The organism is Luteococcus sanguinis (assembly GCF_039527675.1).
Classification (GTDB): Bacteria; Actinomycetota; Actinomycetes; order Propionibacteriales; family Propionibacteriaceae; genus Luteococcus; species Luteococcus sanguinis.
Map to the genome: position 1 here is coordinate 196,505 of NZ_BAAAKI010000004.1, position 15,568 is coordinate 212,072.

The following is a 15,568-nucleotide window of genomic DNA, read 5'->3' on the forward strand; positions in this document are numbered from 1 at the left end:
CCAACGGGATTCGAACCCGCGCTGCCGCCTTGAAAGGGCGGTGTCCTAGGCCGCTAAACGATGGGGACCTGTGCCTGTCGATGGTAGTGGCAGCGGGGGCGGGGGCCAAACCCAACCCCTCGACAGCGATGGCTGGGGTGCCCACGTCCGTGACGAATGGTGGCCATAGCTATTGCGTTGCCTCCGTCCCTGTGCCAACCTAACACGTGTTAGGTACTCACTGAGGAGGCCGTGAATGGCAGATCTGACTCGCCGGGCGATGCTCGGCGTCGGCGGAGCCGGTGCGCTGGGCACCGTCTTGTCGTGGAAGCGGTTGACCGGCCTGGACATCCCGGGCCGGGGCGCCGATGAACTCAATGTGGCCATCAATGGCACCGCCCAGGACGCTGCGTCCAACCAGGGACTGGTGGACGCGTTCAAGAAGGTCCACCCCGACATCCACGTCCGGATCGTCCCGATCCAGGGCACGGACTGGAGCGACTTCTTCGCCAAGATCCTCACCCTGGTCGCCGCCGGCACCCCGCCGGACGTGGTCATGGTCGCCACCGAGGGCACCCAGCTCTTCGCCGACCGCCTGGCACATCCGCTGGACGAGTTCGTCACCCGCGACAAGGCCGAGATGCAGGAGTTCTTCGACGACGTGCACCCCTCGTTGATCGAGGCCTTCATGTACCAGGGCCACCTCTTCCAGCTGCCGCTCAGCTGGAACGCCGCCAACATGTACTACTCCGAGAAGGCGTTCAATCGCGCCGGCCTCGAGGCGCCCGCCGCCGACTGGACCTGGGACGACTTCCAGAACTCCCTGCGGCTGATGAAGAAGGCCTCCACCGGCACCTTCCGTCCCTTCTTCTGGACCAACCGCCTGTGGGGTGGCGTGGTGCCGTGGCTGTACTCCAACGACACCTCCTTCCTGAAGCCGGAACGCTTCAGCGGTGGGGAGTGGCTGTGGAACAGCTTCTACCCCGGCCAGACGGGACGCTCCGGTGGTTACAAGTGGGCCCAGCCCAATGCGACCGACGACAAGGTGCTGGAGAGCTTCGAGTTCCTGCAGCAGCTCGTGGCCGAGGACCTCGGATCGTCCCCGGTGCAGGGCGGCGGCAACGAACTGGTCAGCCGCTTCGGCTCCGGCGTGATCGGGATGACCCCATCGGGCGGCTACTGGGTGCACGGCCTCAGCGAGGCCGGCATGACCAAGGACGACTACGACGTCGCCTTCTTCCCCAAGCACCGCACGCAGCAACATCAGTTCGGCACTGCCGGCTACGCGATCATGCGCGCGTCCAAGCGCAAGGACGCCGCCTGGGAGTGGCTGAAGTTCTGCGTCAGCAAGGACGGCATGAAGATCGCCCAGAAGAACCCTGACTCCAACTCGGCGCGTCGCTCGCACAACACCGAGCTCTACTCCGGCACCGGCCCGAAGCACTGGGAGTACTTCTACGACACCCTCGACCGCTTCCCCACGACGGCGCCGGTTCCGGCCCCGCCGCAGGAGGCCGCGGTCGAGACCGCTCTGATCAAGAACGTGCTCGGCGCGGTCACCGGCACCCGGGCCCACGTCAAGACTGCGCTCGGCACGCTGCAGCGCGACCTCGAACTCGCGCTGGGAGGAAACTGACATGACCGCAGCTCCCGTGGCCCCCAATGCCACCACCACCGAAACCGTCGTCCCCGTATCGCACGCCCCCGCGCGTCGTCGCGAGGGTCGGCTGGCCGCCTTCCTGCTCGCCCCGACCGTGATCGGGCTGGGCCTGTTCACCTTCATCCCGATGATCGGCTCGATCGTCCTGGCCTTCTTCGACTGGGACATCATCAGCACGCCCAAGTTCGTGGGTGGCAAGAACTTCGCCCAGCTCGCCAGCTCACCGACCGTGCGCGTCAGCTTCCTCAACACCTTCGGCTTCGTGATCGTTGCCGTCACCCTGCAGATCGCGGTCGCGATGCTGCTCGCCGTGCTGGTGCAGTCGAAGATGCCCAGCTGGGCGCGGGCCTTCTTCCGCTCGGTCTTCTTCTTCCCACTCATCCTGTCGGCGGCCTCGGTGTCGCTGATCATGTCCTACCTGTTCAACGAGGATTTCGGCACCGTCAACAAGGTGCTGGCCCTGGTCGGCATCGCACCCGTGCACTGGCTCACCAGCGCCCACGGCGCGATGGTCGTCACCGTCCTGGTCTACGTCTGGCAGAACTTCGGCTTCACCTTCCTGCTCTTCATCGGCGGCCTGGCCTCCATCCCGCCGGAGATCTACGAGGCCACCAGCATCGACGGCGCCGGCGCCTGGGCGCGCTTCCGCCAGATCACCCTGCCGCTGGTCAGCCCCACCATGCTGGTGGCGACCGTGATGGCGATCATCTCCGCGCTGCAGATCTTCGACCAGCCCTACGTGCTCACCCGCGGCGGACCCGGCGACTCGACCCGCACCGCCGTCATGGTGATCTACCAGTCGGCCTTCCAGGAGCTGCACTTCGGCCTGGCCGCCGCGATCGGCGTCGTGCTGATGGTGATCATCATGCTGATCACCTGGCTCCAGTTCCACTTGTCCAAGCGCTTCGTCTTCTACATGTGAGGCCTGCCATGTCATCCATCGCTCCCAGCAGCACGGCTGCCACCGCCACGCCCACGGGCACGATGCCCACCGGCACCAAGCCCACGGGCATCGATTCCACCCCCGCTGTGCGCAGCCGGCTCGGCCGTGAGGGCCTGCTCGCGCTGCTCGGCAAGGCGCTCATCCTGCTCGTCGCGCTCTTCCTCACCCTCGGCCCGGTGGTCTGGACCCTGTGGGTGGCGTTCACCCCGGTCGACGAGTCAGGCCACCATACCCTCAGCCTGGCCGCCTTCAAGGACGTGTTCACCAAGGTTGACGTCTGGCGACTGTTCTGGAACTCGATCCTGGTCACCGGCCTGTCGGCCGTCGGTCAGATGTTCACCGCGGCGCTGGCCGGCTACGCCTTCGCCCGGCTGTCGTTCAAGGGACGTGAGTGGCTGTTCGGCCTGATCCTGGCCACGATGATGATCCCGATGCAGGTGACGATCGTCCCGGTCTTCATGCTGATCCGTGGCATGGGCCTCTCGGACACGCTGCTCGCCCTGATCCTGCCTGCGCTGCCCACCGCCTTCGGCACCTTCTTGATGCGCCAGTACTTCATGAACATCCCCGAAAGCCTCGCCGAAGCCGCCCAGATCGACGGCGCCAGCCCGTGGCGGGTCTTCTGGAAGATCTACCTCCCGCTGGCAACGCCCGGCCTGGCCATCGTTGGCATCCTCGCCTTCAACGGCATCTGGAATGAGTTCTTCCGCCCCCTGATCATGACCATCAGTGAGCAGAACTTCACCCTCCCGCTCGGCCTGGTGAGCCTGCAGGGCCAGCTCGGCACCGGCAGCATGTCCACCGTCTTGGCCGGTGTCGTCCTGTCGATGATTCCCGCGCTGATCGTCTTCATCTTCGGGCAGCGTCCGCTGCGCGAGGGCCTGACCGCAGGAAGTGTGAAGTGACCGACGTCTGCCGCCCGATGCACCACATCCGTCCCCAGACGGGGTGGATCAACGACCCGAACGGACTGGCCCACGTCGACGGCCGCTGGCACGTCTTCTTCCAGTACCGTGCCGACCAGCCACGGCACGGGGAGATCGCCTGGGGGCACGTCAGTTCCGACGACCTGTTCGCCTGGCGCGAGGAGCCCGTCGCGCTGCGTCCCCGGGCCGGAGAGATCGACGCCGTCGGCTGCTGGAGCGGCTGCTGCACGATCGACGACGGCACCCCGACGCTCTGTTACACCGCCGTTCCCAACAGCCCCGAGGATGCCGTGGGCGCCATCGCCACCGGTGATGCCACGCTGTCGAGCTGGACGCCTGCCGAGGTGCCCAGCGCGCCGCGGACGGGTGCCGAGGACGCTCAGACGCGGGACCCCTTCGTCGTCTGGATCGACGGTCGGCGCTACATCGTCCAAGGCCATGGTGGGCTGAACACCCCCGCCTCGTTGCTGCTCTACGACGCGACCGACCTGACGAGCTGGGAACTGCTCGGCCCGTTGCTCAACCACGACGACGAGATCGCGGCCAGTGTGGCCCCGGCCGACATCTGGGAGTGCCCGAATGTCTTCCAGCTGGACGGGCGCTGGGTGGTGCTGGTGTCGCTGTGGCAGGCCGTCGACGGGCGGGGGACGCTGGCCGGCGTCCGGTGGCTGGTCGGTGAGATGGACACCACGGGGGACCACCCGCGCTTCGTGCCGAGCAATGGCGGCGTCCTCGACGATGGTCCCGCCTTCTACGCCCCGCAGGCGCTGGTGGACGACGACCGGATCCTGATGTGGGGGTGGTCGTGGGAACTGCAGCGCGACGAGGAATGGCTGGACGAGCACGGCTGGGCCGGCGTGCTCACCGCGCCCCGCGAGTTGCACGTCGTCGACGGCCAGCTCACCGCCACCCTGGCTCCGGAGTTCGCGAGCCACGCCCACGAGGAGCTGGGTTCACCTTGGTCAGCGGCCGAGGACACCTGCGTGCTCGTGACCACGTCCGGGCCCGCGGTTCTGGTCTGCGACGGCGCGGACGGCAATGACCGCGTCGAGCTTCCGGGCGCCGCGTCGGTGCTGGTGGACGGATCATTGGTCGAGGTCTATCGCGCGGACGGCACCACCCACACGACGCGCATCTATCCCGCCGCCGGGTCGACTTGGCGGCTGGAGGGTGCGGGGACGGTGCAGGCCATCCGCTGACAGATCAGGACCGCTGAGGGGGCCAGTGGAACGGGGCGGCGGCTCAGCGGGATGGGGGAGCGACGGACGCGCGCTCCACGACGGGGGAGTCGACCAGCAATCTGGTCGACTCCACTGCCCTTCCCGCCATCACGTCGAGCAGCACCTCGATCGCCCGGGCTCCCATCGCGCGATGCGGGAGGCTGATCGTGGTCAGACCCAGGTGGGGCGCGACATTGCGGTCGTTGTCGTAGCCGACCACCGAGAGTTCGTCCGGGATCGACAGGCCGAGCCTCGCAGCGGCCAGGAAGACACCTGCCGCGACACGATCGTTGGCGCACAGCACCGCCGTCGGACGATCGGGGGAGTCAAGTAACCGCAGGCCGACGCGCAGGCCGTCGGAGATGTCCCAGCCGCACTCCACCAGCTGGGGCCCCAGCCCCGCCGCGGCCAACGCCTTGGTGTGGCCCTGGACGCGCATGCCGGCGGCCAGGTAGTGCGACTCGCCCGTCAGGTAGGCGATCTCGCGGTGGCCCGCGCGCAGCAGGAGTTCGGTCGCGCTACGCGCACCGCCCACCTCGTCGCTCACCACGCCCGGCACCTGGCCGGAGGGGTCGACTGCATCCAGCAGCAGGCACTTCTCGTCCGCGAAACCGGGCGGGGGCTGCCACTCGCGCAGGTGTTCGGCTGCCAACATCAGCCCGTCGCACTGCCGCGACTTCAGCACCTGGACGGCCTCCTGCTCGCGCACGGGGTTGCGGTCGCAGTCGACGACGAGCAGCAGGTAGCCGCGCGCCGCGGCGGCCCGGGTGGCCTCGTTGACCATGTCGCCGCCAAAACCTGTGGACAGGATCGAGTCGGTCACCACGCCAATCGTGTGGGTGGAGGCATTGCGCAGGCTTCGGGCGACGGTGTTGGGGCGGTAACCCAACTCGTTGACGGCGCGCAGCACCGCCTCCTGGTTCTGCGCCGAGATCGCACCCTCCGCACGGCCATTGAGCACCAGCGAGACCGCGCTGCGCGATACGCCGGCACGTCTGGCGACGTCGTGCGAGGTGATCCGTTTGCCCACCTCAGGAGTCTATCGGGGGTGCCCCTGGGCAGGGTCGGGGAGCGATATGGGTCAGTTCACCGTCACGTGCACGTGGTCGTAGTGGTTGGCCGTGTCGCCGCCGCGGTTGGCCATCAGGCGCCAACCCTCGCCGTTGCGGGCCACCGACCAGATGTGTTGGTGGAAGATGACGTAGTTGATCCCCAGGGCGCGCGCGTTGTTGCGCATGTGGTTGGCGATCGCCCAGCCCAGCGCCTCGTTGGAGCGATAGCTGGGCAGCATGATGTCCACCGCGCGGCCCGAGGGATGGTCCGGGATCGAATCCGCGCGCACGCCATACATGGTGGTGATCTGCGGGTAGTTGGCGCGCACCTCGGCGACGATCCCCTTGCTGGCGCTGGTCAGCCTGTCCAGACCCACGGAGCCGCCGGTGTTCAGCGTCCCGGTGGTCGTGGTGACGGTCTTGACCACCCTCGCCGGGGCGACCAGCGAGAGGTAGCGGGCGGTGACCCATCGCACGGCGCCGTTGTACACGATCTGCGCGCGTCCGTTCCGGACCACGCCGGTGATCGCCAGCTTGGTCCCGGCCGGAACCTCGGCCAGCGTGCGGGCGTCACTGCCGGAGGCGGTGCGAATGTCCAACGCGACGCTGGCGTAGCGAGTGCCGGTGGTGACCGGGGCGGCGGGGGCCGTGACAGAGGTGGACGAGCTGATCGGCACCAGGAAGTTCGCGTTCACCCAACGCAGATGGCCCTGCCAGATGACCTGCGCGACGCCGTTCTGCCTCACGCCGGTCAGCTCCAGGATCGTGCCGGTGGGGATGTCGCCGAGGCTGGTGAAGGTGTCATCGCTCGACGTGCGGATCATCAGCGCGGTGCTGGCGCGCGCCCTCGACGTCGCGACGGCATTCGTCGCCGGGCTGCCCGTGGAGGCAGCGGGCGACCCGGTCGTGCTGCTGGTTTTGGTGGTGATCAGGCCCTTGTGGACCCAGCGCAGCTTGCCGGCGTCGTTCACCTGCACCCAGTCGGCGCGCTTGACCCCGGTGAGCGTGATCGTCGTCCCCTTGCGCAGCACCCGGACGACGGCGTAGTTCGTCCCGGGACCGGTGCGCAGGTTCACCGACTCAGTGACCGTGGCGGTGTTGGTGCCTGACGACGGACCCGTGGGGACAGCGGTGGTGGACGTGACGGTGGCGAGATAGCTGGAGTAGATCCAGCCGGTCCGGGCGCCCACCCGCACGGGCGTCCAGCCATTTACCATGTTGCCGGTCTGGGTCACCTGCGTGCCACGCTGCACGACGGTGAGCACGGACGCGGAAGTGCTGGGGGACTGCCTCAGGTTGACCGTGGCAGTGGTTGAGAGGATGGCGAACTTGGCCTGGGCGAGCGGAGCGGCAACCAGCTGGGTGCCGCCGACGGCCATGCCGGCGAGCGCGGCCGAGGCCGCGACGCTCCTGAGGGTATGCAGAACGTCCACGAGTACTTCCTTCCGCGGCTCTTCCCCAGCCGCTTCAGCTGAATGGGAGAGGACGGGATGCCTGCCCCCCCTGGTGCTTCCCCACACCCACAGGACATCCCGACCCCTCGGTCGAGCGGGACTGTAGGACGCGCGTCGCCGCGGCGACCACCTCGAGCTCGGTTGCCAAGGCCGTGACAGCCCGGAGCAGGGGCAAAGAACATGGCTGGAACTACGGGCGTGTTCTTCGATTACCAGCGGACTAGCACTTTTGCCTGACAAGGAGACTCCGTCAGATCCGCGGGGAAGTGTTCGAGTCGGGTAACGGCGCGGTTGAACCCAAGCTGGGAGCAGTCTGAAGGACTCTCAGACGCGTCTGAACCAGAGGTTGAGGTTCAGGCTTCGCGACAGCTTCAGGCTTCGGTGATGGCAGCGCCGTCGGCGTCGGCAACCAGGCGTGCCGCAGTGCCGGCGAAGTGCTCGGGTGCGAGCCCCGACTGCAGTTGGGCGCTCGTCACCGCGCGTCCGCCGACGGCTTGCGCGAGCCGGGCGCATTCGTCCGCCTCGCCGATGAGCACTGCCGCGGTGAGCGTGCCGCGGTAGAGGTTGACTGCCAGGGTCGTCGCGACCTCGGACGCGATGGCGGGGGCCACCACCACCAGTGGACGCTTGGCCTCGATCGCCGCCGTGCAGGAGGGCAGCAGCTCCCGGATGGAGGTCACCGGTTCACCCGCGGCGACGACCATCGCGTTCGCCAGCCCGAGGCGTCCAGGTGAGGTGGCGAAGCGCGCGTCGTCCAGGCGGACGGCGAACTGGGTGCCGGAGGTGCGGGCCTGCTGCCAAGCGCTGAGCTGGTCGTCGGACAGCTCGGGCAGCTCGCGGGGCGCGTCCGCATCGGGCGGGGTGACATAGGAGGGCGTGGGAGCGTCGTCCAGACCGGCACGCTCGGGCGCCTCGGACATCGTCCGTTCGGCGGCCAGGCGGGTCTGTCGGTCACGCAGCGCGGCGACGGCGAGCAACAGCAGGCCACAAGCGAGGATGACCAGTGGACCCTCCACGCTGACACCTCCTTGGTCGGTGCCCCCACTGGGGATCGAACCCAGGACCCATGGATTAAAAGTCCACTGCTCTGCCAGCTGAGCTATAGGGGCGTGCCCGAGGAGTCTAGCGACCACCGATGGGTGCAGCGTCACGCCGCCCCCACCACCCGTTCGGAGGTGTTCACCCCTTTTTGAACGTGGCAAGAGAATCCGGCACACAGAATCCCTTGACCGGGGCGGCTGACCGCAACGAGTGTGGGCAGAGGACACCCACCCACATGCAAAGGAGCATCATGTCCCACTCCGCTTCCAGCCGTCGTCGCCTGGTCGGGCTCCCCGGTCTCGCGCTCGCCGCCGTCATGGTCGCCACAGGTCTGCCCGCCACCCCCGCACAGGGCCAGGAGACGGCCGTGGCGTCCGCCACGGAGATCCCCGCCGCCGACGCTGCCTACCGCAACCGTTACCTGCCCATCGACACCCGCGTGAAGGACCTGCTGTCGCGGATGACTCTCGAAGAGAAGCTGGGGCAGATGCTCCAGGCCGAGCGCGCATCGGTGAAGCCGGGGGAGGTCACCACCTTGGCCCTCGGGTCGCTGCTCTCCGGCGGCGGTTCCACCCCGGCCGAGAACACGCCCACGGCCTGGGCCGACATGATCGACGGCTACCAGAAGGAGGCCCTGGCGACGCGCCTGGGCATCCCGATCCTCTACGGCATTGATGCCGTGCACGGGAACGGCAACGAGTACGGAGCCACGATCTTCCCGCACCACGTCGGCCTGGGCGCGACGCGCAACCCGGCGCTCGTGCAGCAGATCGGCGCGATCACCGCCCAGGAGACGCGCGCGACCGGCCCCCAATGGGTTTTCTCGCCAGCGGTCACCGCCCCGCAGGACGAGCGCTGGGGACGCTCCTACGAGGGCTTCGGCGAGTCGGTCGACCTGGTCATCTCGATGGAGACCGAGATCACCGGCCTGCAGGGTGCGCCGGGCATGTTGTCGCGCAACGACAAGGTGCTCGCGACCGCGAAGCACTTCGCCGGCGACGGCTTCACCACCTATGGCACGGGCACGGGCGACTACACCATCGACCAGGGGGTCACGCAGACCAACCGCAAGAAGTTCTGGGACAAGGCGCTGCGCCAGTACGTCCCCGCCGTGAAGAAGTACGACGTCGGCAGCATCATGCCGTCCTACTCGAGCATCGACTGGACCGAGGACGGCTTGGGCAACCCCATCAACATGCACGAGAACGAGGAGCTGATCACCGGCTGGCTGAAGGAGAAGCAGGGCTTCCAGGGCATCGTGATCAGCGACTACAACGGCATCCAGCACATCCCGGGTGACTACGCCACGCAGGTGCGTCGCGGCGTCAACGCCGGCATCGACATGCTGATGGAGCCCAACGACTTCCGCAAGACCTTCACCACGCTGAAGTCGGAGGTGGACGCGGGGCGCATCTCCTCGGCCCGCATCGACGACGCGGTGACCCGCATCCTGCGCGCCAAGTTCCAGCTGGGCTTGTTCGAGAACCCCCTCACCCCGCGCCAGCACCTGGGCGAGGTCGGCAGCGCCGCGCACCACGCGGTGGCCCGCACCGCGGCCGCCCAGTCGCAGGTCTTGCTGAAGAACAGCAAGAAGACGCTGCCCCTGTCGGGCAAGGGCAAGATCTACGTCGCCGGCAGCAATGCCAACTCGATGGGCAACCAGACCGGTGGCTGGACGATCACCTGGCAGGGCGGCTCCACCAATGTCGTGCCCGGCACGACCATCCTGGACGGCATCCGCAAGGACGCCCCCAAGGCCGCCGTCACCTTCTCCGAGACCGCCAGCACGAAGGTTCCGTCCGATGCCACCGGCATCGTCGTGGTGGGGGAGACGCCCTATGCCGAGGGCTACGGCGACGTCGGTGGGCCGGGCTGGCCGTGGGACAAGGCAGACAATGGTGTGCCGCGAGCCTCCCAGACGATGGAGCTGAGCAAGGCCGACAGCGCCGCCATCGACAAGGTCTGCACGACGGCGAAGCGCTGCGTCGTTGTGGTTGTCTCCGGCCGTCCGGTGATCATCCCGCCGAAGCAGCTCAACAAGATCGACTCCCTGGTCGCCGGCTGGCTGCCGGGCTCGGAGGGCATCGGCGTCGCCGACCCGATGTTCGGGCTCACCGGGTACAAGGGCAAGCTGCCGGTCACCTGGCCGCGCAGCTTGGCCCAGGAGCCGATCAACGTGGGTGACAAGAACTACAACCCGCTGTACCGCTACGGGCATGGCCTGGTCACGAAAGCCACCCAGTAACGGGGCCGCCCAGTAACCGTCAACGGAGGGCAACCGACCCGCCCCGCCCAGCCAGCACCACCGGCTGGGCGGGGCGGGCCACGTCAGGAAGTCAGGCCCGGGCTCTTGCTCGTTCCAACCGAGCTGTCACAATTGCTCGGTGAGCGCCTCCACCCGTCCCTCGACGCCCATGGACCTGTCCCGGTTCGCCTGGTTGTCCATCGCGGCCGCCCTGGCGACCATCGCGCTGAAGACCGTCGCCTGGCGGATCACCGGCTCGGTGGGCCTGCTGTCGGACGCTGCGGAGTCGTTGGTCAACCTGGTCGCCGCCATCGCGGCACTGGTCGCGTTGAAGGTCGCCATCCGTCCCGCCGACAAGAACCACAACTTCGGCCACGCGAAGGCCGAGTACTTCTCCGCCGGGCTCGAGGGCGCGATGATCTTCGTCGCCGCCGCGGTCATCATGGTCAGCGCCTTCGAGCGCTTCCTGCACCCCCAGCCGCTCGAGAACATCGGCATCGGCCTGGCGGTCTCCGTGGTCGCGTCGGTGATCAACGGCCTGGTCGCGTGGGTGCTGCTCACCCAGGGCAAGCGCCACCGTTCCATGACCCTCACCGCGGACGGCCACCACCTGCTCACCGACGTGTGGACGTCCGTCGGAGTGGTCGTCGGCGTGCTGCTGGTCAAGCTCACCGACTGGCCGCGGCTGGACGCGATCGTCGCCTTCGCGGTGGGCATAAACATCCTGTTCACCGGCGGGAAGCTGCTGCGAGAGTCGATGGCCGGGCTGATGGACGTCAGCCTCCCCAAGGAGGACAACGCGCGCATCCGGGAGATCCTCGAGGGCTTCACCAACGAGTTCGTGATCTTCCACGGAGTGCGGACGCGTGAGGCCGGCCACCGCCGCTTCATGGACATGCACCTGCTGGTGCCCGGTGCCTGGACGGTGCAGGAGGCGCACGACCTGGTCGAGGACATCGAGGCGGCGCTGCTCACCGACTTCCCCGACCTGCACATCATCATCCACACCGAGCCCATCGAGGACCCGCGCTCCTACGACGACTGCGAGTTCTGATGGCGCAGGTGGACGCAGTCGATGGCGCAGCGACCGTTCCCGGCTGGGACGACTACTTCCTCGGCATCGCGACGGCCGTCTCCGCGCGCGCCAAGTGCACCCGGCGCAGGGTCGGGGCCTTGCTCGTCCACGACCGCCGGATCATCGCCACGGGCTACAACGGTGCTGCTCCCGGGCGGCCGGACTGCCTCGAGGGCGCGTGTCCGCGCGGACGGCTGGGATACGACCAGGTGCCCGGGCTGGGAGACTACGACCGCCCCGGGACACCCGGCTTCTGCATCGCGATCCACGCCGAGGTCAACGCCCTGCTGTTCTCCACCCGTGACACCAAGGGCGCGACCGCCTACATCACCGACGAGCCCTGCCCCGGCTGCCGCAAGGCGCTGGCGGCGGCCGGGATCGTCCGCGCCGTCTGGCCGCAGGGCGAACTGGACGCCGACGGGCTGGTCGACTGGCCCGCGCAACCCTGAGCAGGTCCTTGGGAACAACGCTCAGTTCTGACGCGTCAGCACCCGATCCAGGTGCTTCTTCTTGGCATCCAGAGCCTGCTCGGCGTCGCGGACGACCGTGGCCAGCGGGGCATCCTGGGCAGCACGCACCACTGCGGCGACCAGTCCCTCGACCAGCGGCGCACTGCTGACAACCACCCGCTCGGCTAGGTCGGGGTCGCAGAACTCCAGCGCCATCTCGGCCGACATCACGGCGCTGCCGAGGTCGACCATCACCAGCACGCCGTCGCCCTCGTCCACCTGTTCGATGGCGGCCTGGATCGCCATCGCGTCGGTGCCGAGACCCCCGTCGGCCGTGCCGGCGGCCACGGCCAGCCGGGGCTGGGTTGTGGTGACCATCTGGGTGGCCAGGTCGACTGCTCCCTCGGCGAGCGCGCGGCTGTGCGAGACGACGACGATGCCGACGCTCATGCGAGCGTCCGGGCTGCCGATTCAAGCATCAGCGTGAGGCTGGTGGCACCGGGGTCGGCGTGGTTGGCCGACTGCTCCCCGAGGTAGGAGGCGCGGCCCTTGCGCGCCACCAGCGGCGTGGCGGAGTCCCGGCCGCTGGCGCAGGCCTCGGCGGTGGCGCCCAGGGCAGAGGCGAGATCCTGGCCCTGGGTGGCTGCTTGCTTGGCGGCGCGGACGGCGGGCGCCAGCGCGTCGACCATCGTCTTGTCGCCCTCGGCGGCGTGGCCGCGGGAGACCACACCGTCCAGCCCGGCCTGCAGCATCTCCGCCCAGGCGCGGGCGTCCAGTTCCTCGTCTGGGACATTGGTGGCCATCCGGAGCAGCAGTGTGCCGTAGAGCGGACCGGAGGCGCCGCCAACCGTGCTGACCAGGGTCATGCCGGCCTGCTTGAGGTAGACCTTCGCGTCGGTGCTGTCGGCCGGATCGAGCGCCGCGACGGCCTTCATGCCCCGGTCGAGGTTGGACCCGTGGTCGGCATCACCGATCTGCCGGTCCAGGTCGGTGAGCATGGCGGCGTTCTCGGTGACCACGGCGGCAAAATCGGCGAACCAACGGGCAAGGGCATCGATCTGCATGTCAGCAACCCCACCGCAGACCGGGGGTGTTGGCTGGCGCATCCCACAGCGTGAGCAGGTCGTCGTCCGCCTTCAGCAAGGTGAGCGAGCAGCCGGCCATCTCGAGGCTGGTGATGTAGTTGCCGACGAGGCAGCGGGCCACCTCCACGCCCTTGGCGCGCAACAGGTCGGCCACCTCGGCGTACATGATGTACAGCTCCAGCAGCGGGGTGCCGCCCATGCCATTCAGCATCACGATCACGGGCGCGTCAGTGAAGTCGAGGTCGGCCAGGATGGGCTGGACGAGCATCGCGGCCACCTCCTTCGCGGAGGCGATCGGTCGTCGCTCGCGCCCTGGCTCACCGTGGATGCCGATGCCGACCTCCATCTCGTCGTCGGCCAGGTCGACGGTGGGACGTCCGGCGGCGGGCACAGTGCAGGAGGTCAGGGCCATGCCCATTGAGCGTCCCTGCGCGATGACGGTGCGCGCCAGCCCGGCGCAGGTTGCGAGGTCGCGGCCCTCCTCGGCGGCGGCGCCGACGATCTTCTCCAGCAGCACGGTGAGGCCGACCCCGCGTCGACCGGCGGTGTAGAGGGAATCGGTGACGGCAACGTCATCGTCCACGACCACCGACTCGACCTCGATGCCCGCCTCGGCAGCCAGCTCGGCGGCCATCTCGAAGTTCATCACGTCGCCGGTGTAGTTCTTCACGATGTGCAGCACGCCTGCGCCACCGTCGACGGCGGTGGTGGCTGCGAGCATCTGGTCCGGCGTGGGGGAGGTGAACACCTGGCCGGCGCAGGCGGCGTCCAGCATGCCGACCCCGACGAAGCCGGAGTGCATCGGTTCGTGGCCGGAACCGCCACCCGAGACCAGACCGACCTTGCCCTGCCGGGGGGCGTCGGCGCGCAGCACGACGCGGTTCTGCGCATCGACCCGAATGTGGTCGGGGTGGGCGAGACCGAAGCCCCTCAGGGAGTCATTGACGATGTCGTCGACGGCATTGATCAGCTTCTTCATGGCACTCATCCAAGCACCGGCCCCCGACCCTTTTGAAGGGGGTGGACGTGATTCGCAGCCTTCAGGAGCGTGCGTCACCCCATATCCGCACCAGCTGCTGTTCGACACCCGGCGCCGCCACCAGCAAACCACCGGTGCTCGGAAACAACTGGCGGGACCCGTCCTGGGCCAGCACCACCGCGCCCGCCTCGTGGCTGATCAGCGACCCGGCGAGGTGGTCGATCGGGTTGAAGCGGTGAACGAGCGCACCTGCGGCCCAACCGAGGCCCACCGCGGCCATCGCGAGGGTCCCAGAACCCAGCACGCGGGTGGTGGCGTGCTCGTCCGCCAGTCCACTGACGAAGGAGCCCATCCCCTCCCAGGGGCGGTGTGCGTCGAGTTCGGTCAGCACCGTTCGCCCGGCGAGCCCGTCGGCGCGACGGACCTCCGCCGGACGTCCGTTGGTGGTGGCGCCCAGACCTTCGGCGGCGAGGTAGACCTGCCCCAACCAGGGCTGGCAGACCACCGCGACCAGTGGACGGTCGTCGACAGCCAGCGCCAGGCTCATCGAGGTCCACGGCAGGCGGTTGGCGAGGTTGGTGGTGCCGTCGACCGGGTCCAGGTACCAGACCGGACGGGCGGCCTCGGGGCGGCCGCCCAACTCCTCGCCCACGACCAGGTGGTCGGGGAAGGACGCGGCGATCACCTCGCGCACGTGGCGTTCCACCGCCTCGTCCACCTCGGTGACCACGTCCGCGGCGTGCGCCTTGGTGCGGATGGTGCCCAGCGCGCTGGTGCGGGTGAAGCCATTGGTCCACTCGGCCAGGTCGCGGGCCACGGCGATCCAGCAGGCGGTCTCTTCGGTGATGCCAGCGCGTCCGGCCAGCTGTGTCGCATCGGTCCAGGCCACCGAGAGCGGGGAGATGTCGTGGCGCAGCAGTTCGCGCAGCAGCCGGGGACGGTTGGTCGTGATCGCGTCCACGCCGATCTGCACCAGCCATGCCATGGCTTCGGCGTCGTCGACGGTCCAGACGGCCAGGCTGCGGCACATCCCGTGCACCGTCTCGGCCAGTTCGGCAGTGGCGAGCACCCATTCGACGTTGATCGTGTCTGGCCGCAGCCGGTTGAGCAGGTCGGCGTCCAGGGTGCCGCCGGGATGGTTGTAGGCGACGACGGCGCCCTCGTCGGCCTCGCGGATCGCCAGCATCGCGTCCGTGGCACCGAACCACCGGACGTGGAGTTCGTGGGCATTGGACCGCACCGTCCGCAATGCCACCAGAGCATCTGCAGGGTCGACGGTGTCGACCAGCACGCCGACGCCCCGGCCGAGTTCGGCGTTGGCCATCGTGACCGTCTGGAGAGACTCGGCCAAGGTCGGGATCCGGCACCCGGGCAGCCCGAGCTCCTGGACCTCGTCGAGGGTCATCCGGGCCACTTCGGATGGGCGTCCCCACAGGCGCAATGTCGTCGCGTCGTGCAGG

At 68.6% G+C, this 15,568-nt stretch carries 14 protein-coding genes and 1 tRNA gene; 7 read left to right on the forward strand and 8 right to left on the reverse strand.

Annotated elements, in window-relative coordinates:
* Nucleotides 1–235: 235 nt before the first annotated feature.
* The 4 genes from ABD089_RS04630 to ABD089_RS04645 are packed head-to-tail and all read left to right on the forward strand — an operon-like array spanning nt 236 to nt 4,707.
* Nucleotides 236–1,615: an ABC transporter substrate-binding protein gene (locus tag ABD089_RS04630; RefSeq protein WP_343885044.1), complete on the forward strand. Its 1,380-nt coding sequence runs from the start codon at nt 236–238 to the stop codon at nt 1,613–1,615.
* 1 nt (nt 1,616) lies between these two features.
* Entirely contained in the window at nt 1,617–2,561 is a 945-nt protein-coding gene (locus ABD089_RS04635; RefSeq protein ID WP_343885045.1) for a carbohydrate ABC transporter permease, read from the forward strand.
* Nucleotides 2,562–2,569: 8 nt separating this feature from the next.
* Complete coding sequence (locus ABD089_RS04640; protein ID WP_343885046.1) at nt 2,570–3,487, forward strand: carbohydrate ABC transporter permease; 918 nt, start codon at nt 2,570–2,572, stop codon at nt 3,485–3,487.
* The gene (locus ABD089_RS04645) at nt 3,484–4,707 is read left to right on the forward strand and encodes a glycoside hydrolase family 32 protein (RefSeq protein ID WP_343885047.1); all 1,224 of its coding nucleotides are present in this window, start codon (nt 3,484–3,486) and stop codon (nt 4,705–4,707) included. The genes ABD089_RS04640 and ABD089_RS04645 overlap by 4 nt, the downstream gene beginning before the upstream one ends.
* Nucleotides 4,708–4,750: 43 nt before the next feature.
* Here ABD089_RS04645 and ABD089_RS04650 read toward each other — a convergent pair whose 3' ends face one another.
* From ABD089_RS04650 to ABD089_RS04665, 4 genes are all read right to left on the reverse strand, one after another.
* Complete coding sequence (locus tag ABD089_RS04650; protein WP_343885048.1) at nt 4,751–5,758, reverse strand: LacI family DNA-binding transcriptional regulator; 1,008 nt, start codon at nt 5,756–5,758, stop codon at nt 4,751–4,753.
* A 51-nt stretch (nt 5,759–5,809) separates the two neighbouring features.
* A complete protein-coding gene (locus ABD089_RS04655; protein ID WP_343885049.1) occupies nt 5,810–7,213 on the reverse strand; it encodes an SH3 domain-containing protein in 1,404 nt (467 codons plus the stop codon).
* 392 nt (nt 7,214–7,605) lie between these two features.
* Nucleotides 7,606–8,250, reverse strand: a complete 645-nt coding sequence (locus tag ABD089_RS04660; RefSeq protein ID WP_343885050.1) for a hypothetical protein — start codon at nt 8,248–8,250, stop codon at nt 7,606–7,608.
* A 20-nt stretch (nt 8,251–8,270) separates the two neighbouring features.
* A tRNA-Lys gene (locus ABD089_RS04665) sits at nt 8,271–8,343 on the reverse strand.
* A gap of 182 nt (nt 8,344–8,525) precedes the next feature.
* Here ABD089_RS04665 and ABD089_RS04670 point away from each other — a divergent pair.
* The 3 genes from ABD089_RS04670 to ABD089_RS04680 all read left to right on the forward strand — a co-directional run bounded on the left by ABD089_RS04670 (nt 8,526) and on the right by ABD089_RS04680 (nt 12,044).
* On the forward strand, nt 8,526–10,520 hold the full coding sequence (locus ABD089_RS04670) for a glycoside hydrolase family 3 protein (RefSeq protein ID WP_343885052.1): 1,995 nt from the start codon (nt 8,526–8,528) through the stop codon (nt 10,518–10,520).
* Between the two features lie 169 nt (nt 10,521–10,689).
* Nucleotides 10,690–11,574 carry a cation diffusion facilitator family transporter gene (locus ABD089_RS04675; RefSeq protein WP_343885384.1) on the forward strand — a complete coding sequence of 295 codons (885 nt, stop codon included), beginning with the start codon at nt 10,690–10,692 and terminating at the stop codon, nt 11,572–11,574.
* An 8-nt stretch (nt 11,575–11,582) separates the two neighbouring features.
* Entirely contained in the window at nt 11,583–12,044 is a 462-nt protein-coding gene (locus ABD089_RS04680; protein WP_343885053.1) for a deoxycytidylate deaminase, read from the forward strand.
* 21 nt (nt 12,045–12,065) lie between these two features.
* Here the strand turns inward: ABD089_RS04680 and dhaM are convergent, their stop codons facing one another.
* From dhaM to ABD089_RS04700, 4 genes are all read right to left on the reverse strand, one after another.
* Nucleotides 12,066–12,494 (reverse strand): dihydroxyacetone kinase phosphoryl donor subunit DhaM, encoded by a 429-nt coding sequence (gene dhaM / locus ABD089_RS04685; RefSeq protein WP_343885054.1) that lies wholly within the window; start codon nt 12,492–12,494, stop codon nt 12,066–12,068.
* Nucleotides 12,491–13,108: a dihydroxyacetone kinase subunit DhaL gene (dhaL, locus tag ABD089_RS04690; protein WP_343885055.1), complete on the reverse strand. Its 618-nt coding sequence runs from the start codon at nt 13,106–13,108 to the stop codon at nt 12,491–12,493. The genes dhaM and dhaL overlap by 4 nt, the downstream gene beginning before the upstream one ends.
* Before the next feature lies 1 nt (nt 13,109).
* Nucleotides 13,110–14,108 carry a dihydroxyacetone kinase subunit DhaK gene (dhaK, locus tag ABD089_RS04695; RefSeq protein WP_343885056.1) on the reverse strand — a complete coding sequence of 333 codons (999 nt, stop codon included), beginning with the start codon at nt 14,106–14,108 and terminating at the stop codon, nt 13,110–13,112.
* A gap of 61 nt (nt 14,109–14,169) precedes the next feature.
* Nucleotides 14,170–15,568, reverse strand: a 1,399-nt coding sequence (locus ABD089_RS04700) for an inositol monophosphatase family protein (protein ID WP_343885058.1), incomplete at its 5' end; no start/stop codon positions are given.

What these genes read in the sequence shown, in the direction of transcription:
- ABD089_RS04630 (WP_343885044.1), top strand. Translation starts at nt 236, where the DNA reads ATGGCAGATCTGACTCGCCGGGCGATGCTCGGCGTCGGCGGAGCCGGT.
- ABD089_RS04635 (WP_343885045.1), top strand. Translation starts at nt 1,617, where the DNA reads ATGACCGCAGCTCCCGTGGCCCCCAATGCCACCACCACCGAAACCGTC.
- ABD089_RS04640 (WP_343885046.1), top strand. Translation starts at nt 2,570, where the DNA reads ATGTCATCCATCGCTCCCAGCAGCACGGCTGCCACCGCCACGCCCACG.
- ABD089_RS04670 (WP_343885052.1), top strand. Translation starts at nt 8,526, where the DNA reads ATGTCCCACTCCGCTTCCAGCCGTCGTCGCCTGGTCGGGCTCCCCGGT.
- ABD089_RS04675 (WP_343885384.1), top strand. Translation starts at nt 10,690, where the DNA reads ATGGACCTGTCCCGGTTCGCCTGGTTGTCCATCGCGGCCGCCCTGGCG.
- dhaM (WP_343885054.1), bottom strand. Translation starts at nt 12,494, where the DNA reads ATGAGCGTCGGCATCGTCGTCGTCTCGCACAGCCGCGCGCTCGCCGAG.
- dhaL (WP_343885055.1), bottom strand. Translation starts at nt 13,108, where the DNA reads ATGCAGATCGATGCCCTTGCCCGTTGGTTCGCCGATTTTGCCGCCGTG.
- dhaK (WP_343885056.1), bottom strand. Translation starts at nt 14,108, where the DNA reads ATGAAGAAGCTGATCAATGCCGTCGACGACATCGTCAATGACTCCCTG.